This is a genomic window from Pseudodonghicola xiamenensis DSM 18339 (genome assembly GCF_000429365.1).
GTDB classification, from domain to species: domain Bacteria; phylum Pseudomonadota; class Alphaproteobacteria; order Rhodobacterales; family Rhodobacteraceae; genus Pseudodonghicola; species Pseudodonghicola xiamenensis.
This window is the reverse complement of record NZ_AUBS01000033.1, coordinates 1-23,594: the sequence shown is the minus strand read 5'-3', so window position 1 is coordinate 23,594 and position 23,594 is coordinate 1. Positions and strand designations below refer to the sequence as shown.

27 protein-coding genes and 1 pseudogene are annotated in these 23,594 nt (G+C 63.8%); 15 read left to right on the top strand and 13 right to left on the bottom strand.

Annotated features, from left to right (window positions below; all coding sequences use genetic code 11):
* The first annotated feature begins 67 nt into the window (after positions 1 to 67).
* The 5 genes from G455_RS0118360 to G455_RS0118340 all read left to right on the top strand — a co-directional run bounded on the left by G455_RS0118360 (position 68) and on the right by G455_RS0118340 (position 5,372).
* Positions 68 to 1,459, top strand: a complete 1,392-nt coding sequence (locus tag G455_RS0118360) for a substrate-binding protein (protein ID WP_028095036.1) — start codon at positions 68 to 70, stop codon at positions 1,457 to 1,459.
* Between the two features lie 145 nt (positions 1,460 to 1,604).
* Complete coding sequence (locus tag G455_RS0118355; RefSeq protein WP_028095035.1) at positions 1,605 to 2,636, top strand: branched-chain amino acid ABC transporter permease; 1,032 nt, start codon at positions 1,605 to 1,607, stop codon at positions 2,634 to 2,636.
* A 3-nt stretch (positions 2,637 to 2,639) separates the two neighbouring features.
* Complete coding sequence (locus tag G455_RS0118350) at positions 2,640 to 3,836, top strand: branched-chain amino acid ABC transporter permease (RefSeq protein WP_028095034.1); 1,197 nt, start codon at positions 2,640 to 2,642, stop codon at positions 3,834 to 3,836.
* 10 nt (positions 3,837 to 3,846) lie between these two features.
* On the top strand, positions 3,847 to 4,602 hold the full coding sequence (locus G455_RS0118345; RefSeq protein WP_028095033.1) for an ABC transporter ATP-binding protein: 756 nt from the start codon (positions 3,847 to 3,849) through the stop codon (positions 4,600 to 4,602).
* Between the two features lie 14 nt (positions 4,603 to 4,616).
* Positions 4,617 to 5,372 (top strand): ABC transporter ATP-binding protein, encoded by a 756-nt coding sequence (locus G455_RS0118340; protein ID WP_028095032.1) that lies wholly within the window; start codon positions 4,617 to 4,619, stop codon positions 5,370 to 5,372.
* A 72-nt stretch (positions 5,373 to 5,444) separates the two neighbouring features.
* On the opposite strand, the gene G455_RS0118335 is transcribed toward G455_RS0118340, so the two are convergent.
* Positions 5,445 to 5,870 (bottom strand): PaaI family thioesterase, encoded by a 426-nt coding sequence (locus tag G455_RS0118335; protein WP_028095031.1) that lies wholly within the window; start codon positions 5,868 to 5,870, stop codon positions 5,445 to 5,447.
* 142 nt (positions 5,871 to 6,012) lie between these two features.
* Between G455_RS0118335 and G455_RS0118330 the strand changes: the two genes are divergently transcribed.
* The 5 genes from G455_RS0118330 (at position 6,013) to aat (ending at position 10,118) form a co-directional block, all read left to right on the top strand.
* On the top strand, positions 6,013 to 6,879 hold the full coding sequence (locus G455_RS0118330) for a glycosyltransferase family 2 protein (protein WP_028095030.1): 867 nt from the start codon (positions 6,013 to 6,015) through the stop codon (positions 6,877 to 6,879).
* Between the two features lie 42 nt (positions 6,880 to 6,921).
* Entirely contained in the window at positions 6,922 to 7,461 is a 540-nt protein-coding gene (locus tag G455_RS0118325; protein ID WP_028095029.1) for a helix-turn-helix transcriptional regulator, read from the top strand.
* 143 nt (positions 7,462 to 7,604) lie between these two features.
* The gene (gene accB, locus G455_RS0118320; protein ID WP_028095028.1) at positions 7,605 to 8,096 is read left to right on the top strand and encodes an acetyl-CoA carboxylase biotin carboxyl carrier protein; all 492 of its coding nucleotides are present in this window, start codon (positions 7,605 to 7,607) and stop codon (positions 8,094 to 8,096) included.
* A 9-nt stretch (positions 8,097 to 8,105) separates the two neighbouring features.
* A complete protein-coding gene (gene accC, locus G455_RS0118315; RefSeq protein WP_028095027.1) occupies positions 8,106 to 9,455 on the top strand; it encodes an acetyl-CoA carboxylase biotin carboxylase subunit in 1,350 nt (449 codons plus the stop codon).
* Between the two features lie 30 nt (positions 9,456 to 9,485).
* Complete coding sequence (gene aat / locus G455_RS0118310; protein WP_028095026.1) at positions 9,486 to 10,118, top strand: leucyl/phenylalanyl-tRNA--protein transferase; 633 nt, start codon at positions 9,486 to 9,488, stop codon at positions 10,116 to 10,118.
* On the opposite strand, the gene G455_RS0118305 is transcribed toward aat, so the two are convergent.
* From G455_RS0118305 to G455_RS0118275, 7 genes are all read right to left on the bottom strand, one after another.
* Complete coding sequence (locus G455_RS0118305) at positions 10,082 to 10,447, bottom strand: DUF2155 domain-containing protein (protein ID WP_028095025.1); 366 nt, start codon at positions 10,445 to 10,447, stop codon at positions 10,082 to 10,084. The genes aat and G455_RS0118305 overlap by 37 nt on opposite strands.
* Positions 10,447 to 10,941, bottom strand: a complete 495-nt coding sequence (mlaD, locus tag G455_RS0118300; protein WP_028095024.1) for an outer membrane lipid asymmetry maintenance protein MlaD — start codon at positions 10,939 to 10,941, stop codon at positions 10,447 to 10,449. Before mlaD ends, G455_RS0118305 begins: the two co-directional genes overlap by 1 nt.
* A gap of 44 nt (positions 10,942 to 10,985) precedes the next feature.
* Positions 10,986 to 11,369, bottom strand: coding sequence for an NADH:ubiquinone oxidoreductase subunit NDUFA12 (locus tag G455_RS0118295; protein ID WP_028095023.1), 384 nt, complete (start codon positions 11,367 to 11,369; stop codon positions 10,986 to 10,988).
* A 144-nt stretch (positions 11,370 to 11,513) separates the two neighbouring features.
* A complete protein-coding gene (locus G455_RS0118290) occupies positions 11,514 to 13,142 on the bottom strand; it encodes a Vgb family protein (RefSeq protein ID WP_205620481.1) in 1,629 nt (542 codons plus the stop codon).
* A gap of 99 nt (positions 13,143 to 13,241) precedes the next feature.
* Positions 13,242 to 13,604, bottom strand: a complete 363-nt coding sequence (locus tag G455_RS0118285; protein ID WP_028095021.1) for a RidA family protein — start codon at positions 13,602 to 13,604, stop codon at positions 13,242 to 13,244.
* 75 nt (positions 13,605 to 13,679) lie between these two features.
* Complete coding sequence (gene clpX, locus G455_RS0118280; protein ID WP_028095020.1) at positions 13,680 to 14,942, bottom strand: ATP-dependent Clp protease ATP-binding subunit ClpX; 1,263 nt, start codon at positions 14,940 to 14,942, stop codon at positions 13,680 to 13,682.
* Positions 14,943 to 15,084: 142 nt separating this feature from the next.
* Entirely contained in the window at positions 15,085 to 15,717 is a 633-nt protein-coding gene (locus G455_RS0118275) for an ATP-dependent Clp protease proteolytic subunit (RefSeq protein WP_028095019.1), read from the bottom strand.
* A gap of 398 nt (positions 15,718 to 16,115) precedes the next feature.
* Here G455_RS0118275 and G455_RS0118270 point away from each other — a divergent pair, with 398 nt between their 5' ends.
* Entirely contained in the window at positions 16,116 to 16,451 is a 336-nt protein-coding gene (locus tag G455_RS0118270; protein ID WP_028095018.1) for an ArsR/SmtB family transcription factor, read from the top strand.
* A gap of 114 nt (positions 16,452 to 16,565) precedes the next feature.
* Here G455_RS0118270 and G455_RS0118265 read toward each other — a convergent pair whose 3' ends face one another.
* Positions 16,566 to 17,570, bottom strand: a complete 1,005-nt coding sequence (locus tag G455_RS0118265; RefSeq protein ID WP_028095017.1) for a zinc ABC transporter substrate-binding protein — start codon at positions 17,568 to 17,570, stop codon at positions 16,566 to 16,568.
* A gap of 114 nt (positions 17,571 to 17,684) precedes the next feature.
* Between G455_RS0118265 and G455_RS0118260 the strand changes: the two genes are divergently transcribed.
* From G455_RS0118260 to G455_RS0118250, 3 genes are read left to right on the top strand one after another with little or no spacing between them, the layout of a single operon-like run.
* Entirely contained in the window at positions 17,685 to 18,164 is a 480-nt protein-coding gene (locus tag G455_RS0118260) for a Fur family transcriptional regulator (RefSeq protein WP_028095016.1), read from the top strand.
* Entirely contained in the window at positions 18,161 to 18,955 is a 795-nt protein-coding gene (locus G455_RS0118255) for a metal ABC transporter ATP-binding protein (protein ID WP_028095015.1), read from the top strand. Before G455_RS0118260 ends, G455_RS0118255 begins: the two co-directional genes overlap by 4 nt.
* A complete protein-coding gene (locus G455_RS0118250) occupies positions 18,952 to 19,755 on the top strand; it encodes a metal ABC transporter permease (protein WP_028095014.1) in 804 nt (267 codons plus the stop codon). Before G455_RS0118255 ends, G455_RS0118250 begins: the two co-directional genes overlap by 4 nt.
* Before the next feature lie 18 nt (positions 19,756 to 19,773).
* Here G455_RS0118250 and G455_RS24580 read toward each other — a convergent pair whose 3' ends face one another.
* On the bottom strand, positions 19,774 to 19,959 hold the full coding sequence (locus G455_RS24580) for a hypothetical protein (RefSeq protein ID WP_035366990.1): 186 nt from the start codon (positions 19,957 to 19,959) through the stop codon (positions 19,774 to 19,776).
* Between the two features lie 379 nt (positions 19,960 to 20,338).
* On the opposite strand from G455_RS24580, the gene G455_RS26485 reads away from it, so the two are divergent.
* Positions 20,339 to 20,476: an entericidin A/B family lipoprotein gene (locus G455_RS26485; protein WP_154664425.1), complete on the top strand. Its 138-nt coding sequence runs from the start codon at positions 20,339 to 20,341 to the stop codon at positions 20,474 to 20,476.
* A gap of 15 nt (positions 20,477 to 20,491) precedes the next feature.
* On the opposite strand, the gene G455_RS0118235 is transcribed toward G455_RS26485, so the two are convergent.
* The 3 genes and pseudogenes from G455_RS0118235 to G455_RS24575 all read right to left on the bottom strand — a co-directional run.
* Positions 20,492 to 21,001 (bottom strand): PhnA domain-containing protein, encoded by a 510-nt coding sequence (locus tag G455_RS0118235; RefSeq protein ID WP_028095013.1) that lies wholly within the window; start codon positions 20,999 to 21,001, stop codon positions 20,492 to 20,494.
* A gap of 86 nt (positions 21,002 to 21,087) precedes the next feature.
* Positions 21,088 to 22,296 carry a cytochrome P450 gene (locus tag G455_RS0118230; RefSeq protein WP_028095012.1) on the bottom strand — a complete coding sequence of 403 codons (1,209 nt, stop codon included), beginning with the start codon at positions 22,294 to 22,296 and terminating at the stop codon, positions 21,088 to 21,090.
* A 254-nt stretch (positions 22,297 to 22,550) separates the two neighbouring features.
* Positions 22,551 to 23,507: pseudogene (locus tag G455_RS24575) on the bottom strand (DDE-type integrase/transposase/recombinase); the annotation flags it as partial.
* Between the last annotated feature and the right edge of the window lie 87 nt (positions 23,508 to 23,594).

Sequence of the window (23,594 nt, the reverse complement as noted above, 5' to 3'; positions counted from 1 at the left end):
CAATCGTGCTTGCGCCATCCCCGGGAAGAGGAGCCCGGCGGCGCAGAGAGCGAAATGGGAGGACCACATGACCAAGACCACTGTCACGCGTCGCGGCGTGCTCAGGACAGGTGCCGCTGCAGGCGCCGGGCTGGCACTACCGACGATCTTCACCGCCTCTTCGGCCTCGGCCTATATGAACGAACCCACCGGCGCCACCGTGACGCTGGGCTTCAACGTCCCGCAAAGCGGCCCCTATGCCGACGAGGGCGCGGATGAGCTGCGCGCCTATCAACTCGCCGTCGAACATCTGAACGGCGAAGGCGATGGCGGCATGTTGAACACCTTCAGCTCCAAGGCGCTGCAGGGCAACGGCATCCTCGACAAGAAGGTGCAATTCGTCACCGGCGACACCCAGACCAAATCGGACGCCGCCCGCGCCAGCGCCAAGTCAATGATCGAGAAGGACGGCGCCATCATGATCACCGGCGGCTCGTCCTCAGGCGTGGCTGTCGCGGTGCAAGGCCTGTGCCAAGAGGCCGGCGTGATCTTCATGGCGGGGCTGACCCATTCCAACGACACCACAGGCAAGGACAAGAAGGCCAACGGCTTCCGCCATTTCTTCAACGCCTATATGTCGGGGGCTGCGCTGGCGCCGGTGCTGGCGGCGCAATACGGCAAGGACCGCAAGGCCTATCACCTGACCGCCGATTACACCTGGGGCTGGACCCAGGAGGAATCGATCAAGGCCGCGACCGAGGCCCTGGGCTGGGAGACGGTGAACACGGTCAAGACGCCGCTGGCCGCGACGGACTTTAGTTCATACATCGCGCCGGTGCTGAACTCGGGCGCCGATGTGCTGATCCTGAACCATTACGGCGGCAACATGGTCAATTCGCTGACCAACGCGGTGCAGTTCGGCCTGCGCGACAAGATGGTCAACGGTAAGCGGTTCGAAATCGTCGTGCCGCTCTATTCCCGGCTGATGGCCAAGGGCGCCGGCGAGAACGTCAAGGGCATCCTGGGATCGACCAACTGGCACTGGTCGCTGCAGGACGAGGCATCGAAGACCTTCGTCAAGAGCTTCGGCACGAAATACGGCTTCCCGCCCAGCCAGGCGGCACATACCTGCTATTGTCAGACGCTGCTCTATGCCGATGCGGTGCAGCGCGCGGGTTCGTTCAATCCCTGCGCGGTGGAAGAGGCGCTGACCGGCGGCGACAGCTCGCTGCCCGGCATCAGCTCCGAGGCCAACAAGGGGTTCCTGTTCGATGGGCTGGGCAATGGCCAGACGCTCTATCGCGGTGCCGATCACCAGTGTTTCAAGGACGTTCTGGTGGTGCGCGGGAAGGAGAACCCGACCAGCGAGTTCGACCTGCTGGAAGTGGTTCAGGTGACCCCGGCCGCGCAGGTCTGGTACGAGCCGGATCACCCGATGTTCGCAGGCGGCAGCCTCGGAGAGTGCAACCCGGGCGCCTGATCGGCCCCCAGGCCGGTTCTGAGGCCGATTCCGGAATTCTCCAGGAATTCCGGGCCGTTTTCCAGATCGGAAAACGGTCGACCCAGCTGTCGGATGCCTTCGGCCAGGCCGGAGGCATCCCCCTACCCCTTCCGGAGGCGGGACGATGGACGCATTCCTTCTGCAAATTCTCAACGGCCTGGACAAGGGCTCGGCCTATGCGCTGATCGCCCTGGGGCTGACCCTCATCTTCGGCACGCTCGGCGTCGTCAACTTCGCCCATGGCGCGCTGTTCATGATCGGTGCCTTCTGCGCGGTGACGCTGGAGCGGCTGCTCACCCTATCCTTTGAGACGATCGACCCGACCAAGACCGACTTTCTCGGCAATCCGCTGAAAGTGAAGACACCTTATGTCGAGTCCTGGTTCGGCCCCGAGACCGGGGCGGCGATTATCGACTGGTCGGTGCCGCTGGCGCTGATCTTCGCGATCCCGGTGATGCTGGCGATCGGCTATGCGATGGAGCGCGGGCTGATCAAGCATTTCTACAAGCGCCCCCATGCCGATCAGATCCTGGTGACCTTCGGGCTCGCCATCGTGCTGCAGGAGGTGGTGAAATACTTCTTCGGCGCCAACCCGATCCAGACCCCGCCGCCCGAGGCGCTGCGCGGGTCGGTCGATCTGGGCCAGATGATCGGCTTTCAGGCCAATGCGATCATCTATCCGATCTGGCGGCTGATCTATTTCTTCTTCGCCGTGGCGGTGATCGGCGGCGTCTTCGCCTTCCTGCAATTCACCACCTTCGGCATGGTGGTCCGCGCCGGCATGGCCGACCGCGAGACGGTGGGCCTTTTGGGCATCAACATCGACCGCCGCTTCACCATCATGTTCGGCATCGCCGCGGCGGTGGCAGGGCTGGCCGGGGTGATGTACGGGCCGCTCAACCCGCCGAATTATCACATGGGGATGGATTTCCTGGTGCTCAGCTTCGTTGTCGTCGTGGTCGGCGGCATGGGGTCGCTGCCGGGCGCGGTGCTGGCGGGGTTCCTTCTGGGCATCCTGGAAAGCTTCGCCTCGACCACCTGGGCCACGACCACCCTTCCGGGCATCAACCAGATCATCATCTATCTGGTCGCCATCATCATTCTGCTGACGCGTCCGCGTGGCCTGATGGGCCGCAAGGGCGTGATGGAGGACTAACCCATGCTAGGACTGGGCAAGAAAGACACCACCCTCCTGATCGTGGTGGCGGTGCTGACGCTCTGCGCGCCGTTCATCCTGAACCCCTTCCCCGCCGGCAGCGCCATGGCGCAGTTCAACGCGGGCTATCCCGACCTGATGCAGCGCTTCGTGATCTTCGGCATCTTCGCGGTGGGCTTCAACATCCTCTTTGGACTGACCGGATACCTGTCCTTCGGCCATGCCGCCTTTCTGGGGGTGGGCAGCTATTCGGCGGTCTGGATCTTCAAGCTGTTCACCTACAACGTGCTGCCGGCGATCGCGCTCAGCGTGGTGGTGGCCGGGCTCTTCTCGCTTCTCATCGGCTTCGTCAGCCTACGCCGGTCGGGTATCTATTTCTCGATCCTGACGCTGGCCTTCGCACAGATGTCCTTTGCGCTGGCCTATTCGGTGCTGTCGAACCCAAAGTTCAACCTGACCAACGGCGAAACCGGGCTGCAGGTCTATACCGATGATCCGCAGTGGTTCCACAGCGACCGGCTGCCCGACCTTCCGCATCTCTTCGGCCTGTCGATGCGAGCCACCCACACGATGCACATGGGCGACTGGAGCTTTTCGTTCAATACCGGCTACTACCTCTGCGCGGTGGTCATGCTGCTGGTATTCTATCTGGCGATCCGCATCTTCCGCTCACCCTTCGGGATGATGCTGAGGGCGGTGAAATCGAACCAGCAGCGGATGAATTACACCGGGCTGAACACCCGCCCCTATACGCTGGCCGCCTTCGTGATCTCGGGGATGTACGCAGGCCTCGCCGGCGGACTGATGGCGGCGATGGACCCGTTGGCCGGTGCCGAGCGGATGCAATGGACCGCCAGCGGCGAAGTCGTGCTGATGACCATCCTCGGCGGCACCGGCACGCTGATCGGCCCGGTGCTGGGCGCGGGTTTCATCAAGTATTTCGAGAACATCTTCTCGAAGATCAACGACACCGTGCTGCATGGCTGGTTCGGCTTTCTGCCCGACGGGCTTGAGGATGTCATGGTCTTCATCGTGCATCCCTTCATCGGCAAGGGTTGGCACCTCACACTGGGCCTCTTGTTCATGCTGGTGGTGATCTTCCTGCCCGGTGGACTGGTCGAGGGTGGCCAGCGGCTGGCCCGCTGGATCAGGGGCCGACGCGCCGAAGACAGCCGCCGCAAGACCGAACCGGCAGAGTAAGGAGGCCGCCATGGGTATTCTCGAAGTCAAGAACGTCTCGAAGAACTTCGGCGGCCTCAAGGCGCTGAACAATGTCACCCTCGATGTGCGGGAAAACACCGTGCATGCCATCATCGGCCCCAACGGGGCCGGCAAATCCACCCTGCTGAACTGCCTGGTGGGCAAGCTGATCCCCGACACCGGATCCGTGATGTTCGACGGCCAATCCGTGCTGGGCCGCAAGCCGTTCGAGATCAACCAGATGGGTATTTCCCGCGTGTTCCAGACCCCCGAGATCTTCGGCGATCTGACGGTGATGGAAAACATGCTGATCCCGATCTTCGCCCGCCGCGACGGCGCCTTCCGCATGCATGCGATCGAAAGCGTGGCGCATGAAAGCGCGGTGCTGGAACAGGCCGAAAAAATGCTGATCGACATGAAGATGATCGACAAGCGGCACATGCACGCCGCCTCGATGTCGCGCGGTGACAAGCGGCGGCTAGAGATCGGCATGTGCCTGAGCCAGGAGCCGCGGCTGCTGCTTCTGGACGAACCCACCGCCGGCATGGCGCGAGCCGATACCAACAACACCATCGACCTGTTAAAGCAGATCAAGGCGGAACGCGATATCACCATCGCCATCATCGAACACGACATGCACGTTGTGTTTTCGCTTGCCGACCGGATCACCGTTCTGGCGCAGGGCACGCCGCTGGTCGAGGACGAGCCGCAGAACATCCGCGGCAATCCCAAGGTGCGCGAAGCGTACCTGGGTGAAACCGCGTAACGGAGGGCCGCGCAATGAACGTCAAACCCGACTTTTCCAAGAACGCCAATCAGGCGCTGACTGCCCCGGCCTTTCTGTCGGTCTGGGACATGCACGCCTATTATGGCGAGAGCTATATCGTGCAGGGCATCTCCTTCAACGTGCACGAGGGGGAGATTCTGGCGCTTCTGGGCCGCAATGGCGCGGGCAAGACCTCGACCCTGCGGTCGATCGCCCGCACCGGCAGCCCGCAGGTGACGCGCGGGGAAATCTGGCTGGATCACAAGCCGCTGCATTCCATGACCTCATACGAAGCGGCCACCAGCGGGCTGGGGCTGGTGCCGGAGGACCGGCGCATCATCCCCGGGCTGACGGTGGAGGAGAATCTGCAACTCGCCCAGATCGCGCCGCCCATCGGCTGGAGCATCGGCCGGCTTTACGAGCTGTTTCCCCGCCTGGGCGAGCGTCGCAAGCAGGAGGGGGTGACGCTGTCGGGCGGCGAACAGCAGATGCTGGCCATCGCCCGCGCCCTGGCCCGCGACATCAAGGTGCTGCTGCTGGACGAACCCTATGAGGGCCTCGCCCCGGTGATCGTGGACGAGATCGAAAAGACCCTCATCCACATCAAGGAACAGGGGATGACCACCATTCTGGTCGAACAGAATGCGGTGCGCGCGCTGCAACTGGCAGATCGAGCGATCATCCTCGACACCGGCACCATCGTTTTTGACGGCACCGCCGCCGAAGTCTTGGAAAATGCCGACTTGCGCGCCGAATATCTGGCGATCTAACAAGCTCCCTGCCGCGGGGTCGCAAGACCCCGTGCCCTGAGCGGGCCGCCTGTCCAGGCGGCCCGCTCTCTATCAGGCGTCCGAATTTCCACCCGGCGGCGACACCTTGGCGATCGTGCCTTGAGCCGCGGCGCAGAGCTTTTCCACCCCGTCGCTCAGCGCGAAGATCTCGCAACGGCACACCGCCTGGCTGCGCCCGTGCGACAGCACCGTGGCCCGTGCGATCAGACGTTCGCCAACCCCAGGACGCAGATAGTTGATCTTGAGTTCCGAGGTCAGCACCCCCATCAGCACCGACCCGCCCGCGAAGGTCAGCGCATTGTCGGCCAGAAAGGCCAGCACTCCACCGTGCACGAAACCGTCTTGCTGTTTCAATGACGGGGTGATCGCCAGGGCGATTTCAGCCTCCCCCGGGGCGAAGCGGGTCAGCTCGGCGCCGACCAGTTGCGAAAACGGTTGCGCCGCCAGTACCGCCCGCCCATGTTCCAGCATCTCCATTCGCGCCCCTCCCCCGGCCCCGATGTCGGCGCAAGGGTATCCGCCGAGCCCCCCCTGTCCAGCGGGAACGCCACGTCAGCCCAAGGCTGACCCGACACAAGTTCCGCTTGTCGGAATCCCTGCCTCACAGCAAAGTGAGCCCATGAAAATCTGTGCGATCACTATGGTCTATCGCGACCACTGGGCCCTGGCCCAATGGTATCGCCACTATGCCCGCCATCTGGGGGCGGAGAATCTGTTCATCGTGGCCCACGGCGCCGACCCGACCCTGTCGATGCTTTGCCCCAAGGCCACCATTCTGCCGCTTCCGCGTGATCGGCTGGATGGGTTCGACACGCTGCGCGATACGGTACTGAATGGGTTTCAGGCCGGGCTTGGCGCCGTCTATGACTGGGTGATCCGCACCGATGCGGACGAGCTGATCTGTCTCGACCCCGATATCCACCCGAATTTCTCGACCCTGCTGGAGGGACAGCCGTCGGACGCGATCTTCGCGCTGGGGATGAATGTGGCGGAACGGCCCGGCGACCCCAGGATCGGCGAGGGCAAGGCCGCCCTGCCGCTGCGCCCGGCCATCGCCTTTTCCGGCCATTACTCCAAGGCCTGGGCCGCGCGCAACGGCATGGCCCTGGCCCGCCACGGTATCGCACTCAGGCCGGCGCGGGCGGCACGCTATCCGTTTGTGCTGCCGCGCGGCGTCTATCTGGCGCATCTGAAATACGCCAGCCGGCGGGCGCTCAACGCGGCGAACGAACACCGGCGCGAGATCGCCACCGGCCCCGGCAGGGCGCTGCCCGGATCGGCCTGGGCCAAGCCGAAGCTGACCGCGCGCAAGTTCTACAGCGATTTCGAAGCGCTGCCCGAACGCCCCTGGCAGGACTGCGAGCCCGAGGCCTGGGAACGGATCAGCACCGCCCCGCAGCGCGACCTGAAAAAGGGGCTGCTGCGCGCCCAGAATATTCGTCCCGAATGCCGCACCACCCTGCCCCAGCGCATCCTCTCTTTCTGAGGGCCCTTCTCTTCCCCGGCAAATCCCGGCAATTTGTCAGACATGAACAGCGATATCGCCTTCCTCTACGCCCCTGTCGGCCTGGTCGAACTGGAAAACCGGATCATCCGGCGTGCGAACCTGCGCTTTATCCGCACCTTCGGCGGCACCGAGGACGATTATCGCAACCGGCCACTGCGCGATTTCTACCCCTCGCAGGCCGAATTCGAGCGCATCGGCGCCCGCGGACTGGATGCGATGCGGCGCACCGGCGAATATCATGACGAGCGGATCATGCGCCGCAACAACGGAGAGCTATTCTGGTGCCGGGCAAGTGGCCAGTCGATGACCCCAGATCAGCCGTTCCGACATGGAATCTGGTCATTTACGGATATTTCCGACGAACGCCCCCTGGTCCGGCTGACCCCACGTGAACGTGATGTGGCGATCCTCACCTGCCAGGGTCTATCGGCCAAGGAGGTCGGGGTGGAGCTGAGCCTGTCGTTCCGCACCGTCGAAGCCTATCGTGCCCGCCTGCTGCAAAAATTCGGCGCCCGCAAGCTGCCGGAACTGGTTGCAAAGCTGTCGGGCATGCCAATGTAAGAGCAATTGGACGCGTTGACGTTACGGCAGAGGAAAAGGGGATGGGCGCTTTTCTCCCTTTGCCCCATGGCCTATAAGCGCGCATGATTTGCATGCCGCGCCCGCGAAGCGGGGCCTGCGGAAGTAACCGGTCGAGGACAGACATGACGAACAAAACCACTGACGCGGATGTGGCTTTCATCAAGGCGCTTGCAGAGCTGCTGCAAGAAAACGACCTGACCGAACTTGAGGTCAAGCGCGAATACAGTGAAGATAACAGCCTGAATGTGCGCGTCAGCCGGGCGGCCCCCATCGCGGCGGCCCCGGTTGCGATGGCAGCCCCCGCGGCCGTCGCACCTGCGCCTGTCGCCGCTGCGCCCGCTCCCGTCGCTGCCGCGGCAGCCGAGGATCCGGCCGCCCATCCCGGCGCCGTGACCTCTCCCATGGTCGGCACGATCTATCTCCAGCCCGAACCCGGCGCCGCCCCCTTCGTGAAGGTCGGCAGCCAGGTCGACGAAGGCGACACGCTGCTGATCGTCGAGGCGATGAAAACCATGAACCACATTCACGCACCGCGCGCCGGCACCGTGAAGCGCATCCTGGTCGATGACGGGGCGGCAGTTGAATTCGGCACCCCGCTTGTGATCATCGAGTAAGGGGCGGAGATGTTCGACAAGATCCTGATTGCCAACAGGGGCGAAATCGCCCTGCGCGTGGTCCGCGCCGCGCGCGAGATGGGGATCGCCACCGTGGCGGTCCATTCCACCGCCGACGCCGATGCCATGCATGTCCGCATGGCCGACGAATCCGTCTGTATCGGCCCGCCGCCCAGCCCGCAAAGCTATCTCAACATGCCGGCGATCCTGTCGGCCTGCGAGATCACCGGCGCGCAGGCGATCCACCCGGGCTATGGCTTCCTATCGGAAAATGCCAACTTCGTGCAGATCGTCGAAGATCACGGCATCACCTTCATCGGCCCCTCGGCGGAACATATCCGGCTGATGGGCGACAAGATCACCGCCAAGGAAACCATGCGGTCGCTGGGCGTGCCCTGCGTTCCCGGTTCTGACGGCGGGGTTCCGGATGTCGAAAGCGCCCGCACCATCGCCGGCGAGATCGGCTATCCGGTGATCATCAAGGCGACCGCCGGCGGCGGCGGACGCGGCATGAAAGTGGCGCTGACCGAGAAAGACATCGAAGGCGCCTTTCATACCGCCCGGGCCGAGGCCAAGGCGGCGTTCGGCAACGATGAGGTCTATATCGAGAAATACCTCAGCACGCCGCGGCACATCGAAATCCAGGTCTTTGGCGATGGCAAGGGCCAGGCGGTGCATCTGGGCGAACGCGACTGTTCGCTGCAGCGGCGCCACCAGAAGGTTCTGGAAGAGGCCCCTGGCCCAGTCATCACCCCCGAGGAACGCGCCAGGATCGGCAAGGTCTGCGCAGATGCAGTGGCTAAGATCAAATACATCGGCGCCGGCACCATCGAATTCCTGTACGAGAACGGCGAGTTCTACTTCATCGAGATGAACACCCGCCTGCAGGTGGAACACCCGGTGACCGAGGCGATCTTCGGCGTCGATCTGGTGCGCGAACAAATCCGCGTCGCTGCGGGTGAGCCGATGTCTTTCACCCAAGAGGATCTGGCAATCAACGGCCATTCCATCGAAGTGCGGATCAATGCCGAACGGCTGCCGAACTTTGCCCCCTGCCCGGGCCGCATCACCCATTACCATGCCCCCGGCGGGCTGGGGGTACGGATGGATTCAGCGCTCTATGACGGCTATATGATCCCGCCCTATTACGACAGCCTGATCGGCAAGCTGATCGTGCATGGCCGTGATCGTGACGAGGCGCTGGCGCGCCTGAGCCGAGCCCTGGGCGAGCTTATCGTCGATGGGGTCGACACCACGGTGCCGCTGTTCGACGCGCTTCTGCACGAGCCCGACATCCTGAAGGGCACCTATAACATTCATTGGCTGGAACAGTGGCTTGAGGATCATCTGGGCGACTGATCCGGCACAGGACAACGGGGGGTGATCGGCATGTCGATCACCCCCGACCTTCTGCTGCACGGCTATTCCATCGGCGTCTTTCCGATGGCCGAGCATCGGGACGATCCCGATATCTTCTGGGTCGACCCGAAGCGCCGCGGTATCTTCCCCCTGGAGCACTTCCACATTTCCCGATCGCTCGCCCGCCGGATGCGGCGGGGTGGATATCGCGTCACCATAGACCAGGATTTCGAAGGCGTGCTCGATGGCTGTGCCGACCGGGCCGAGACCTGGATCAACGGGGAAATCCGCGCGCTCTATATCCAGCTCTTTCATCTGGGCCATGCCCATTCTCTGGAGGTCTGGGAGGGTGACGATCTGATCGGCGGCGTCTACGGCGTGGTGCTCGGGGCAGCTTATTTCGGCGAAAGCATGTTCTCGCGCCGCACCGATGCCTCAAAGATCGCGCTGGCCTATCTGGTTGACAGGCTGCGGCAGGCGGGGTTCCGGCTGTTCGACACCCAGTTCCTGACCACCCATCTGGCCAGCCTCGGGGCTGTGGAAATCTCTCGCGCTGACTATCACCGCCGGCTGCGCGCAGCGATCGACCTGGATGCGGAGTTCACCCTGCCGCCGGTTCCGACCGCTCAGGAGGTGATACAGCGCAACACCCAGACGTCGTAACGCGGGTGATCCAGCGCATTGAGCGCCGGAGCCGATGCGATCATCCAGCCTTCGAACTGCGGCTGACCATGATCGCTGATCGTGACATAGGCGAAGGCATCGCCGGTGGGATTCTCGGTCGGAAAGCGGCACTCGGCCAGCGCCACGTCGAGACCGAAAACCTCTCCGCTGCTGCCGTTCTTCAGTTCGATATCGACGGTCTGGCCGTTGACCTTGTCGAGCCCCCGCAGCACCGCGCCCTGCCCGACACTTGCCGGCACCCGATCCTGCGCCGACAGCGGCGACGCCAGGCTCAGCGCGGTAATGACAGCTACGGCTAGGGCCTTGATCACTCCGACGCTCCGCTTTCACCATCGGCGGAACTATCGCCATCCGAAGACGATCCGCTGCCCGAGACGAATTTAAGCAGAAGTGAAATCAGGCTGACGGACCCTTGGGTGTCGACGATCTCGGCCCCCGGGGTGAAATAGTCGAAGGACCCGCCGGGCATGATCTCGACGAAGTTGCCGCCCAGAAGCCCCTCGGAGGAGATCACGGCAGAGCTGTCATCCGGGAGCTCGATCCCCTTCAGGATCGAAAGCTTGGTATCGGCGCGATAGGTCTGAGGGTTCAGCGCCATGTCGGTCACGGTGCCGACCTTGACCCCGGCGAGACGGACATCCGTGCCCACCGTCACCCCTTCCAACGACCGGAAGGAGGCGGTCAGCGGATAGCCGCCACTGCCCCGACCGAAGCCAGTGGTCTGCCCCGCATAAACGGCAAAGCCGATGGCCGCGGCCAAAACCACGCCCCCGACCAGAACCTCGGTGGTGTTATGCGACATGCGACGCTCCGTCCGCTAAAGTCCCAGGTCCCAGGTGCGCCGGATCACTCCGGGCTCCAGGCCTCGTAATCACGCCGTTCAACAGGCTGGGCCCGCAGCAGCGACCCCGCCGGCGCATAGGCCTGCGGCGTCCCGGTCAGGTTTTCGTGATGCGGCTTTTCCCAGGGCTTGTGGGCCAGGGGTTTCTCGTTCGGCGGTTCCTTGAAGGTATGGTGCAGCCAGCCGTGCCAGTCCGGATCGACCCGGCTCGCCTCGACCTCTCCGTTGAAAACCACCCAACGGCGGCTGTCGTCGGCATTGCGATAGAACACATTGCCCTGATTGTCCTCGCCGACCTTGGTACCCTTGCGCCAGGTGTAGAGCTGGGTGTTGATCGTCTGCCCGTGCCACCAGGTCGCCGCGCGCAGAAGAGTGTTGAGGATTCCCATGTAAGCCTCCGGCCTTGTCCAAGCGCAGGTATGGACCAAGCGCGCGCCAAGGTCCAGATCAGAGCCCGAAGATTCCGCTCGCCAGCGCCGCCACGCCGATGGAAGCGGCGGCCATCCGTAGGGATGGCCACCACAAACAGGGATTTACCGCGGGCTCAGCCGGTAAATCGCATTTTCCAGATCCGATGTGACATAAACCGTCCCGTCCTGTCCCACGGCGATGCCGGTCGGCACATAGCTGGGCGGCATGCCGGCGGCGGCGCTCATGCCGATCGGCAGATCAGTGGCCAGGACCGTCACCTCCGCCGATTCAGGATCGACCGCGATCACCTGTTTCGCCCCGACCTCGGCCAGCACCAGCCGCCCGTCCGGCCCACGATCCAGCCCCTCAGGCCCCTTCAGCCCTTCGACGATCGGCGTCCTGGCCCCGGTTTCAAGGTCGATCCGCGACAGGGTGCCTGCCCCGGCCTCGGTCACAAAGACGGCCCCCTGCCCGTCCAGAACCATGCCCACCGGCAGGATCAACCCCTCGGTCACCGCCTCGCGCGTTTCGCCCTCGGGGCCGGACACATGCAAAAGCTTGCCGGTGGCGAGTTCGGTGACAAGAAGACTGCCATCGGCCAGTTCGACCGCATCCTGCGGAGCTGCGAAGCCGTGCAGCAGATGCAGGCTCTCCCCGGTCTTGCGATTCATCACCTGCACGGTGCCGGTGAACCAGCTCGACAACAGGACATGATCGGCATTGGCACGGGCGCTGAACGGATATTCCAGATGGTCCGCCTGCATCCGGGCGATATCGCTCACCTGCCCGGTCGCCACATCCACCGTGCGAAAGGCGAAACCGTCGGCGAGATAGAGCGTCTCTTGCCCATCCTCGGCCACCAGAGCCAACCCGCCAGGCATCGACAGTGATCCCTTGACCACCTGCCGCACCGCGCCGGTCGCGGGATCGACCTCCTGAATGCCGTTGTCGGCCATGTTGGAGACAAAGATGCGGTCCTGCCCGTCGATCGCCAGATTGTCGAGCGAGGTGCTGAGTTGCGCCACCACCTCCTTGGACTGGCCGTCGGGGCTGATCCGCACCAGTTGGCCGCGTGCGGTATCGACCACCCAGATGTTGCCCCTGGAATCGAGGTTGACCGCCGCCGGCACCTTGAAGCCCTCGGCGATCACCTCGATGTCACCACTGTCGACGTCGATGCGAACCACCTGCCCCTTGAACCACAGCGGCCCATAAAGCTTGCCATCCGGGCCGAACTGGAACCCGTTCAGCCCGCCCATGCCCTCCATGATCTTGCGCGCAGGCTTTTCGCCCCTGGTGTCGATTTCATAAAGTGCATCCCCCAGAAACACCTGGGTCGCGAACAGCCGCCCGTCCGGACTGTAGGCGAGCGAGTTGATGCCCGGCAGCCCGCTGGCCAAGGTCTTGATCTGCCCGTCTGCACCGCGGGCATAGAGATCGCCCAAAAGAAAGGCGGTCCAGGCCAGGGTGCCATCCGGCCCGATCACCAGATCGTCGGCCATGCCCTGCGGCGCGGGGATTTCCACCGCCACATCGCCCGTCGCCGCATCGACACGGTAAAGCTGCTGGCCGATGACCGAGCCTGCATAGATATGGCCCGCGTCATCCGTCGCCAGCCCGTGAACGCCGTGAAACGCCGATCCCGGCACCAGGGTTTCGACCTGGTAGCCCCCGGCCAGCGCCGGCACAGCCAATCCGACGGCAAGCGCCAGGGTCGATGCGGTGCGCATCGCCCGATTGAGTCTTGTCATGATATCCTCCCAAAATACCACCGCCCGCCGGCTCCTCTTCCGGCGGGCGATGGCTCAGCATAGGCGCAAGCCCGCGTCAGGGGCTGCTGTGACGTTGCGTTAAGGAAGCAATGCGGTCAGTTCGATCTCGATGCGATATTTCGCGTCAATCAGCCCGCATTCGATCATGGTCGCCACCGGCGGATTATCTCCGAAGGCTTCGGACAACAGCGGCCAGCAGGCTTCGAACTCTGCCCGATCGGGCAGATAGTAATTCACCCGCACCGCATCGGCAAAGCTGGCACCTGCCTCGTCCAGCGCCTTGCCGATGATGGCCAGCGCCGCGCGGCATTGTTCCACCACCGTCTCGCCCTGCCCCACGGTGCCCGCCACATGCACGAAGCCGCCGGCCACGACCGCGCGACAATAGCCGATCCTGGCCTCATATTCCCCGCCCGAGGAAATCCTTTTGATGGTCGCCATGCACTTTTCCCTTTTGCAAATGAAAACGGCGCGGGAAACATCCCGCGCCGTCCAATTGGTTCTATTACAAGGGCTTCAGCCCGCTGTCGCCTTTTCGGTGTCGGCGTAAATCTTCAGCGGCTGCGCATCCGAATTCACCGCCTCGTCATTCACGACAACCTTGGTGACTTCATGCATGCCGGGCAGTTCGAACATGGTATCCAGCAGGATGTCTTCCATGATCGAGCGCAGCCCGCGCGCACCGGTCTTGCGTTCGATGGCACGTTTGGCGATCGCCTTCAGCGCATCGTCGGTGAACTGAAGCTCGGTATCCTCCAGCTCGAACAGGCGCTGATACTGTTTGACCAAGGCGTTCTTCGGCTTGGTCAGGATAGTGACCAGCGCGTCTTCGTCCAGATCCTCCAGCGTCGCGATCACCGGCAGACGACCGACAAATTCCGGGATCAGGCCGAATTTCAGCAGATCCTCCGGCTCCAGATCCTGGAAGATCTCACCCACGCCGCGTTGGTCATTGTCACGCACATCAGCACCGAAGCCCATGGCCGAGCCCTTGCCGCGCTGCGCGATGATCCGGTCGAGACCGGCAAAGGCGCCGCCGCAGATGAACAGGATGTTGGTGGTGTCCACCTGCAGGAATTCCTGCTGCGGATGCTTGCGCCCGCCCTGCGGCGGCACGGAGGCGACAGTGCCCTCCATCAGCTTCAAGAGCGCCTGCTGCACCCCCTCGCCCGACACGTCGCGGGTAATCGAGGGGTTTTCCGACTTGCGGGTGATCTTGTCGACTTCGTCGATATAGACGATGCCGCGCTGCGCCCGTTCAACGTTGTATTCGCTGGCCTGCAACAGCTTGAGAATGATGTTCTCGACATCCTCGCCCACGTAGCCGGCTTCGGTCAGCGTGGTGGCATCTGCCATGGTGAAGGGCACATCGAGGATGCGTGCCAGCGTCTGTGCCAGCAACGTCTTGCCGCAACCGGTCGGGCCGATCAGCAGGATGTTCGACTTCGCCAGCTCGATATCGCTACCGGCCTTTTGCGAATGGTTCAGTCGCTTGTAGTGGTTGTGCACGGCAACCGACAGCACCCGCTTGGCCCGCGCCTGACCGATCACGTAATCATCCAGAACCGCGCAGATATCCTTGGGCGTGGGCACCCCGTCGGTGGCCTTGAGCCCCGAGGCCTTGGTCTCCTCGCGAATGATGTCCATGCACAGCTCGACGCACTCATCACAGATGAATACGGTCGGCCCGGCGATCAGCTTGCGCACCTCATGCTGGCTTTTGCCGCAGAAGCTGCAGTAAAGCGTGTTCTTGCTGTCGCCGCTTGAGTTCGTTGCCATAGTTTACCTTTCGGCTTCGATTGATGCGCCACCCCGCCGCCGGGAAGAAGTTCTGCCCGGCCAGCTTAGGGCAGCGTTTCGGGCATCACAATCGCAAATTATCCGGCCCGCCGCGCCTCAGGCGCGTCCGCGGTCTCCGGTGTTACTTCCCGTCATCACCGATTTTCGTGCGGCTTTCGACGATCTCGTCGATATGGCCCCACTCCTTCGCCTCTTCCGGAGACATGAAATTGTCACGATCCAGCGCTTTTTCAACCGCCTTCTTGGTCTGCCCGGTATGCTTGACATAAATGTCATACAGCCGGTCCTTCAGCTTCTGGGTCTCGGCCGCGTGAATCATGATGTCGCTGGCCTGGCCCTGGAACCCGCCAGAGGGCTGGTGCACCATGATCCGGCTGTTGGGCAGCGAGAACCGCATCCCCTTTTCGCCCCCGGCCAGCAGAACAGAGCCCATCGAAGCCGCCTGACCGATCACCAGGGTCGAACACTTGGGCTTGATGTACTGCATGGTGTCATAGATCGACAGGCCGCTGGTCACCACGCCACCGGGCGAGTTGATGTAGATGCTGATTTCCTTGTTGGGATTCTCTGCCTCAAGATGCAGCAACTGCGCCACGATCAGATGGCTCATCCCGTCATGGATCGGACCGTTGATGAAAATGATCCGCTCCTTCAGCAGGCGCGAGAAGATATCATAGGCCCGTTCCCCACGGCTGGTCTGTTCGACGACCATAGGGACCAGGGTGTTCATGTAGGTGTCAATCGGATCGAACATGTAATCTGCCTGCCTTCTTGAAGGATCGGGACGATACCCGCGCTTACGTTACAAGAGTCTTAGTGTCGCTGCCGGGGCCCTGCAAGGGGGCGCGGGCCATCTGCCCCCGCCCCCCCGTCGATCGCCCACCGTTCCGACACCGGCCCCGAACCCATGCCCCGGTTTGGGCCGTTTCCCGCCATGACGCTTGAACCGCGCCTTTCAACAAATTATATTTCTTGAATATCATCACGGAGCAAAGGGCTGCGCGGCTCTGGCGTGACATCGGCGGGGCCACGGCATTCCGGGCAACGGAAGAACCTGGCCGATGCCGGAACGGTCGACCGACCGCGGACCGGCCCGACCGGACCTGTCCGCAGGGAACCCCAGGATGACCCAGGATGACGAGGACGATACCAATGGCATTTCCACAGATAGGTTCCGACATATCGAAGGACCAGCTCGGCAAAGTCGTCGACAACGTGACCGAGGCGTCCGCCTTTCTCAAGGCGATCAGCCACGAGGGGCGCATGCGCATTCTGTGCCATCTGGTCTCGGGCGAGAAGTCCGTGACCGAACTGGAGACTCTTCTGGGCGCGCGTCAGGCGGCGGTGTCGCAACAGCTTTCCCGGCTCAGGCTAGAGGGGCTGGTCACGCCGCGACGCGAAGGCAAGGCGATCTATTACCGGCTGGCCGACGACAAGCCGCGCCGGGTGCTTGAGGTTGTCTATTCGCTGTTCTGCGACAAGGGCTGAGCCCCCGCCGCAAGCATCCCAACGCAGAGCCTCAAGCCGTATTCCAGGGTGTGCAGGACGATATTGCCGCCGGTCACCTGACCGGCAAAGATCAGGCCACGCCCCACCCGGAGGTTACTTCAGCATCGCCGCACAGGTGGCGAAAGACGCGCCCACATCTTCAAGAAGCTGCGGATAGAGATCCGGGCCCGGCTCGAAACTACGGCCCAGCGGATCAAGCTCGATGATCGGGATATCCCGTCCATTCACCGCCGCCTTCAACAGCCGGGTATCGAACTGAGGCTCGGTAAAGGCGCAACGCACCCCAAGATCCTCCAGCCGGTCACGCAGCTGGGCCAGATGCGCCGGGCTCGGGTCGGCGGCATCGCTGGCGGTGACCCGGCCGACCAAAGTCAAACCATAGCGCAGCTCGAAGTACTGGAAAGCGTCGTGGTAAGAAACGAAGGGCACCCCCTCCAGCGGCGCCACCTCGACGGCGATCTGGTGTTCCAACGTGTCGATCCGGTCCTGCCCCGCCGCCGCATTGGCGCGGTAGATGTCTGCATGCTCAGGATCCAGCGCCGCCAGCTTGTCGGCGATCAGCCCCAGCCAGACCTTGCCGTTCTCGGGGTCGAGCCAGGCATGCGGATCGGGGCCGTTGTGATCATGATCGTGGCCATCGTCGTCGACCGCATGATCGTGGTCATGATCGTGATCGTGGTCATGATCGGCCTCGCCTCCGTGGTCATGATCGTGATCATGATCGTGGTCTGCTTCGGCCAGGATATCGGCAGCGCCGCGATAATGACGCTCGACCGTCCCCTTGCCCTCGATCAGCTCCAGTTTCTCGGCCTTGCCGGCCAGCGCGTCCAGCGGCTTTTCCAGCCAGGGGGTCAGCGGATGCCCCACCCAGACAACCAGCCCCGCCTTTTCCAGCGCCCGTGCCTGCGAGGGACGCAGCGCATAGCTGTGCGGCGATTGCCCGGGCGCAACCAGCAACACAGGCTCGCCCACCCCTTTCATCACCTGCGCGGTCAGGGAATGCACCGGGGCAATATCGGTGACAACACGCGGCACCTCGGCCAGCACCGGGGTCGCCACCAACAGCGCGGCTGCGGCAAGCAGGGGAAATTTGGACATATCAGCCTCGAACGTTATATCATAACATGTGATGTCGCTTGCATATAGGCGCTGTTACCTTATATCAACCCCTGATCGTTCCCGATCGCCCTCAGTTCCCAGAGGCCGCAGAGCATGGACAGCATCGGTTTCCAACAGCACGACCACAGCCATTGCATCGCCGAGGCCATCGCCGCGGCGGAAGAGCGCTGCAAGGCGGAAAAGCTGCAATTCACGCCGGCGCGCAGGCGGGTTCTCGAAATCCTGCTGGAACAGCATCGCGCGATGGGCGCCTATGAAATCCTCGAAATTCTCGCCGCCGAGGGGCTGGGCTCGCAACCACCGGTGGTCTATCGCGCGCTGGACTTTCTGGTCGGCCACGGCTTTGTCCACCGGATCGAGCGCATGAACGCCTATACCGCCTGCACCCATCCCGGCGAGGATCATGTGCCGGCCTTTCTGATCTGCCGCCTTTGCAAGGCGGTGGCCGAGGCCGAGACGGTGCTCGACGGCGGTCGGCTGGGCAAAGCCGCCCATGAGACCGGCTTTGTCATCGAGAAAATCGTGGTGGAGGCCGAAGGCCTCTGCCCCGCCTGCGCGGAGACCGCCGCTTGACCACCCCCCTGATTACCGCCCGTGATCTGACGATCCGACGGGGCGACCACGTGATTCTGGATCACGTGAATGTCGAAATCCGTGCCGGAGAGATCGTGACTGTCGTGGGCCCCAACGGATCGGGAAAATCCACCTTTCTGCGCGCTCTGATCGGCGCCATCCGCCCCAGTTCCGGCAGTATCGAACGCGCTCCCGGGCTCAGGATCGGCTATGTGCCGCAAAAGCTTGCCATCGACCATTCACTGCCCCTGACGGTACGGCGGTTCCTGGAACTGCCGCACCGCATCGGCCGGACCCGGGCCAATCAGGTCCTGGCCCAGGCCGGAGCCGAGGCGCTGGCCGACCGGCAGATGGTCGATCTCTCCGGCGGTCAGTTCCAGCGCGTGCTGCTGGCCCGTGCCCTGCTGGAGCAACCCCGGTTGCTTTTGCTGGACGAGGCGACGCAGGGTCTGGACCAGCCTGGCGCCGCCGCCTTCTATCGCCGGATCGAGGAGGTGCGGCGGGAGATCGGCTGCGCCATCGTCATGGTCAGCCATGATCTGCATGTGGTGATGGCGGCATCCGATCGGGTGATCTGCCTGAACGGCCATATCTGTTGCGAAGGCACCCCCGCGATCGTCGCCGATGCGCCGGAATACCGTGCACTCTTCGGCACTGGCACCAAGGGGGCGTTGGCGCTGTACCGCCATGAACACACCCATGACCACGATCACGACCACGGGCCGGAACATGGCTCTGACCCGCATCATCACCATTCCCCCGATCCGGCGAGCGAGGATGCCCAGATATGAGCCTTCTTGACGATTTTCTGGTTCGCGCCGCCTTGGCCGGGCTGGGCGTGGCCCTGGCCGCAGCCCCGCTGGGCTGTTTCGTGGTGTGGCGCCGGATGGCCTATTTCGGTGAGGCAACGGCCCATGCCGCCGTGCTTGGCGTCGCATTGGCACTCGGGCTCGGGTTGTCGGTGATGCCCTCGGTCCTGGCCGCCGCCCTGCTGATGGCGCTGCTGGTCTCAACGATGACCGGACGGGGCTTTGCCATGGATACCGCACTGGGGGTGATGTCACACACAGCGCTTGCCGCCGGCCTGGTGGCGGTGACCCTGCTCAGCGACGTGCGGCTGGATCTGATGGCCTATCTGTTCGGTGATATCCTCGCAGTCACGGCATCTGACCTCGGGGTGATCTGGGGCGGTGCGGCACTGGTTCTGGGGCTGACGATCTGGCGCTGGTCGGGATTGCTGCTGTCGACGCTGAACCCCGATCTGGCCCGGGCCAGCGGCATTGATCCCCGGCGCGAGGAACTGGTGCTGACGCTGGCGCTGGCGGTGGTGGTCGCGGTGGCGATCAAGGTCGTGGGCGTGCTGCTGATCGCCTCGCTTCTGGTGATCCCGCCGGCTGCCGCCCGACCGCTGGCGCGCACCCCTGAGGCGATGGCCCTCGGTGCAGTCGGGGTCGGGGCGCTGTCGGCGCTCGGCGGGCTCTGGGCAGCGTATCAGTTCGACACGCCGACCGGCCCCAGCATCGTCTGCATTGCCGCCCTGCTCTTCCTGGTGCTGACCCTGGCCGGCGCGCTGCGCCGCCACCCGGCCTGAACCGGCCTGAACCGCAGCTCAGCCCTCCCCGCCCATCGCCCGGGCCACCCTCCTGGCGACGGGAAACCCCAGCAGGAAACCACCCAGCACCGCGCCTGTCAGCGGCCAGAAACCGTCTATCCCCGCCACCAGCACGACGACGAGAGCCACCCCCGACAAGGTAGCGCCAATGAACAGATGCAGGGTCAGGATAAGCAGGCTCATGCCAGCGGTCTACGCCCACCCCGCCGGGCCGACCTTGATCCGGATCATCCCGCGTGCATCCTCCCTCCGGGGGGCGCCTTCAGCACCGGCGGCCGGCTGGACTGCCCGCCCCCCTCTCGCCGCGAGTCCCGCCCCCGGACAGCGAACATACTGCGGTGAAACAGGAAAACACCAGGACAGCCTAGAAGTTTGCCAATGCAGGGCGATCCGACCAAGGCATCATAGGCCCGCACCAGGCCTCTGGCTGGCAAGGTTTCGCTGATGCCCGCCCACCGGCCAAGGACCCCGCCCGGGAGATGAAACCGCCCCACGCATAGGCGCTTGCCCGCAGGGGGGTGCTGCGCCTATATCGGGAACGTCGAGCGAAACGGAGACCCCAATGACCCGAGCAATCCTGATTGGACTGACCCTGATGGCCCTCACCGCCTGCGAAACCGCCAAGGGCGCCGGCCGTGACATCAACAAGGCCGGCACCGCGATCGAAAACGCGGCAACCGACGTCCAGAAGAAAATCTGATAGCGGCCCCGGGGGTCAGCGCTTCTTGACGAACTCCGTGAGGATGACGATGCGCTGGCCCTCGACCCGCCCCTCGATCTGGCCGGGATTGTCCTGCACCAGCGAGATGCCCCGCACCGCCGTGCCCCGCTTGGCGGTGAAATTGGCTCCCTTCACCGGCAAATCCTTGATCAGCACCACGGTGTCGCCCTGCGACAGGGTCACGCCGTTGCTGTCCTTGTGCCCAGTGTCCTGCGGCACGTTGTCAGCCCAGGCGCGGGTATCGTCATCAAGCCAGAGCTGATCCGCCAGATCGCGCGCCCAGTCCTGATCCGACAGCCGGGTCAGCATGCGGGCGGCCAGCACCTGAACCGCCGGCTCCTCCGACCACATCGAAGACGACAGGCACCGCCAATGATTGGCATCCGCCTCCCCCTCGATCTGGGCGATGCAAGTGTCGCAAAGCTCGGCAGTGGCACCAGCAGGGCCGCCGGTGACGGCATAGGCGGTCAGGGGCGCATCAGCGGAACAGAGGGCGCAGGGCATCGGGTGTCTCCGGATTGTAAGGTGTCGAGAGCGCTATAGGGGGTTGGGCGCGCGAGGGGAAGAGGGATGACCTGTCCCGGTGCCGATCACGGCTCCAGCCGGACCGGCAGTTTTGCCACGCCGCGCAGGCCCACCCGTCTGAGCATCGGCACCTTGTCCACCGGACAGGCCAGTTCGATCCCCGGGTAGCGGGCGAACAGCCGCATCAGCGCCGCCGAGGCCTCGGCCCGGGCCAGCTGGGTGCCGATGCACATATGGGTGCCGATGCCGAAATCCAGATGCCGGTTCGGCTTGCGCGCAGGGCACAGCGTTTCGGGCGCGTCAAAGGCCGCCGGGTCGCGGTTGGCGCCGATCAGCAGCGGCACGACGCGGTCGCCACGCGCCAGCATGCGGCCGCCGACCTCGACCGGCTGGGTGGCGTGGAACATATTGGTGAACATCACTGGCGAATGGAACCGCAGCACCTCTTCGATGAAGAGCGGCATCTTCGCCGGTTCCGCCACCAGCGAGCGGGCCAGCGCAGGATCCTGCAGGAGCGTCATGACCGCATTGCCGATCAGATGGGTGGTGGTGTCGAAGCCGCCGATGAAGATGGCCACGACCATCGCCAGAAGCTCGTCATCGGAAAGCTTGTCCTCACCGTCGCGGATCTCGACCAGCTCGCGGATCAGACCGGGGCGACGGCTGCGACGGACCTCGTCGAAATCGGCGCGGAAATAGCGCGACGCGCGCCAGAGCCCCGGCGCGGCACGGAAGAACGACAGCGGCGAAGAGACCCGGCCGACCGGCTCCATCCAGCGGGCAACCTTGGCGCGGTCGGCCTCGGGGATGCCGAGCAGCTCGCAGATCACCAGCATCGGCACCCGGCGGTTGAAGCCCTCGACCAGATCGACCTCTCGATCGGCAGGCAGCGCATCGAGCAGCCGATCGACGATGCCGTCGATCTGCGGCCGCATCGCATCGATCCCGCGCGAGGAGAAGGCACCGATCACCAGCCGCCGCAGGCGGGAGTGATCCGCCCCGTCCTTGAGCGTGACATTGTGGAACAGCGGGTGGATGAAGCGGGGGAACCACCAGTAGTTCTGCTCCAGGCTCTTGCCGCCGGCATGGGCCGGGTTGCGCACGAAGCTTTTGGAATCCGACAGCACCGTGCGGGCGGCGCCATAGGTGGTGGTCACCCAGACCGGCCCGAGGATCGGCAGCCGCATCCGCACCAGCCCGGCCTCGGCGCGCAGACCGGCCAGCCCCGCATCTGGATCGCGCAGGAAGTCGGCGGAATGCAGATCGAGTGACATGGTCTTCCCCTTTTCTCCGAACCGGGCAGCGGGCCCCTCATGGCTTGGTCTCATGTTTCAACGCTGGATTGAAGAGACGAAGTGAAGCATCGTCGCGTTAGGTGGGGTGGGGAGAGGGGAAGCGGTCAGGGGTGGCAGTCATCCCCGCGCGGGCGGGGATCTGTCGGCGGGAGCGGCTGGGGGGGGGCCACTTTCGCGGGGATGACAGGGGCGTTGGTTGGTTTGGCCTTCAGTCGCGCCTGTTGCAGAGCTGGTTAGGTGTTCAGTCCCGGCATCTGGTGGATCGGATTTAAGATGAATCGTTCTGGTTCTGATGTCCAGATTTTGCAGATGTATTCGTAGGGCGTGAGGCCGCTGAGCGTCTTCAATCTGCGGGCAAAGTTATAGGCATCCAGGAAGTCGGCGAGATGGCTGCGCAACTGCGCGTGGCTGTTGTAGTGATAGCGTTTCACCGTCGCCTCCTTGATGGTGCGGTTCATGCGCTCGACCTGGCCGTCCCTCGGGAAAACAGTCCCCCGGACTGTTTTCCGATCCTCGGAACTCCATGGATGGTTCGGTTTGGTCAGCCGGTGCTCGATCCCGTTCGCCTCGCAGATCAAATCGACCCGCATGGGCCGAGAATAGACGGTGTTCCGGTTTCGGGGCTGCTCTGCGAACTGGATGCCGCTCGCCATTGGGCTCGAACCGATGGCGCCTTCAATGGCTCGCTCCGTCAGGATCGTGTGGATCTTGTAAGGCACCGCCTCAAGGAGGTGTTCAAGGAACTCCCAGGCCGTCTTGCGGTCGGCTTTCTCTACCAGTTGCGCGACTGCGAACTTGCTGGTGCGGTCGATGGCTACGAAGAGATAGAGCTTGCCCTCTTCGGTCCTGACCTCGGCAATGTCGATGTGGAAGAAGCCAATCGGGTAGCGCTTGAACTTCTGCCGTTTCGGCTTGTCGCCTTCGACATCCGGCAAACGCGAAATCCCATGCCGCTGCAAACAGCGATGCAAGGAAGAGCGCGTGAGATGCGGGATCGTCGGTTGCAGAGCGTAAAGACAGTCGTCCAGCGGCAGCAATGTGTGCCGTCGGAACGCAACGAGCATGGCTTCCTCTTCTTCGCTGAGAACGGTTGAGCGCGGCTTCCGAGGCCCGGTCTTGCGATCATCGACGGTCTGTCGCTTGCGCCACTTCGCGACCGTTTTGGGGTTGATCCCGTCCTGCGCGGCGATTGATCCACTGGATCAATCGCTTGTCGCTTGGACCCCAGGCTCAGCTCCGCGATCGAAGCTTGCGATCGCTGTATTGCTGCTCTGACG

Excerpts from the sequence above, each read along its gene's own strand:
- G455_RS0118360 (WP_028095036.1), top strand. The coding sequence starts at position 68 with ATGACCAAGACCACTGTCACGCGTCGCGGCGTGCTCAGGACAGGTGCC.
- G455_RS0118355 (WP_028095035.1), top strand. The coding sequence starts at position 1,605 with ATGGACGCATTCCTTCTGCAAATTCTCAACGGCCTGGACAAGGGCTCG.
- G455_RS0118350 (WP_028095034.1), top strand. The coding sequence starts at position 2,640 with ATGCTAGGACTGGGCAAGAAAGACACCACCCTCCTGATCGTGGTGGCG.
- G455_RS0118345 (WP_028095033.1), top strand. The coding sequence starts at position 3,847 with ATGGGTATTCTCGAAGTCAAGAACGTCTCGAAGAACTTCGGCGGCCTC.
- G455_RS0118340 (WP_028095032.1), top strand. The coding sequence starts at position 4,617 with ATGAACGTCAAACCCGACTTTTCCAAGAACGCCAATCAGGCGCTGACT.
- G455_RS0118335 (WP_028095031.1), bottom strand. The coding sequence starts at position 5,870 with ATGGAGATGCTGGAACATGGGCGGGCGGTACTGGCGGCGCAACCGTTT.
- G455_RS0118330 (WP_028095030.1), top strand. The coding sequence starts at position 6,013 with ATGAAAATCTGTGCGATCACTATGGTCTATCGCGACCACTGGGCCCTG.
- G455_RS0118325 (WP_028095029.1), top strand. The coding sequence starts at position 6,922 with ATGAACAGCGATATCGCCTTCCTCTACGCCCCTGTCGGCCTGGTCGAA.
- accB (WP_028095028.1), top strand. The coding sequence starts at position 7,605 with ATGACGAACAAAACCACTGACGCGGATGTGGCTTTCATCAAGGCGCTT.
- accC (WP_028095027.1), top strand. The coding sequence starts at position 8,106 with ATGTTCGACAAGATCCTGATTGCCAACAGGGGCGAAATCGCCCTGCGC.
- aat (WP_028095026.1), top strand. The coding sequence starts at position 9,486 with ATGTCGATCACCCCCGACCTTCTGCTGCACGGCTATTCCATCGGCGTC.
- mlaD (WP_028095024.1), bottom strand. The coding sequence starts at position 10,941 with ATGTCGCATAACACCACCGAGGTTCTGGTCGGGGGCGTGGTTTTGGCC.
- G455_RS0118295 (WP_028095023.1), bottom strand. The coding sequence starts at position 11,369 with ATGGGAATCCTCAACACTCTTCTGCGCGCGGCGACCTGGTGGCACGGG.
- G455_RS0118290 (WP_205620481.1), bottom strand. The coding sequence starts at position 13,142 with ATGACAAGACTCAATCGGGCGATGCGCACCGCATCGACCCTGGCGCTT.
- G455_RS0118285 (WP_028095021.1), bottom strand. The coding sequence starts at position 13,604 with ATGGCGACCATCAAAAGGATTTCCTCGGGCGGGGAATATGAGGCCAGG.
- clpX (WP_028095020.1), bottom strand. The coding sequence starts at position 14,942 with ATGGCAACGAACTCAAGCGGCGACAGCAAGAACACGCTTTACTGCAGC.
- G455_RS0118275 (WP_028095019.1), bottom strand. The coding sequence starts at position 15,717 with ATGTTCGATCCGATTGACACCTACATGAACACCCTGGTCCCTATGGTC.
- G455_RS0118270 (WP_028095018.1), top strand. The coding sequence starts at position 16,116 with ATGGCATTTCCACAGATAGGTTCCGACATATCGAAGGACCAGCTCGGC.
- G455_RS0118265 (WP_028095017.1), bottom strand. The coding sequence starts at position 17,570 with ATGTCCAAATTTCCCCTGCTTGCCGCAGCCGCGCTGTTGGTGGCGACC.
- G455_RS0118260 (WP_028095016.1), top strand. The coding sequence starts at position 17,685 with ATGGACAGCATCGGTTTCCAACAGCACGACCACAGCCATTGCATCGCC.
- G455_RS0118250 (WP_028095014.1), top strand. The coding sequence starts at position 18,952 with ATGAGCCTTCTTGACGATTTTCTGGTTCGCGCCGCCTTGGCCGGGCTG.
- G455_RS24580 (WP_035366990.1), bottom strand. The coding sequence starts at position 19,959 with ATGAGCCTGCTTATCCTGACCCTGCATCTGTTCATTGGCGCTACCTTG.
- G455_RS26485 (WP_154664425.1), top strand. The coding sequence starts at position 20,339 with ATGACCCGAGCAATCCTGATTGGACTGACCCTGATGGCCCTCACCGCC.
- G455_RS0118235 (WP_028095013.1), bottom strand. The coding sequence starts at position 21,001 with ATGCCCTGCGCCCTCTGTTCCGCTGATGCGCCCCTGACCGCCTATGCC.
- G455_RS0118230 (WP_028095012.1), bottom strand. The coding sequence starts at position 22,296 with ATGTCACTCGATCTGCATTCCGCCGACTTCCTGCGCGATCCAGATGCG.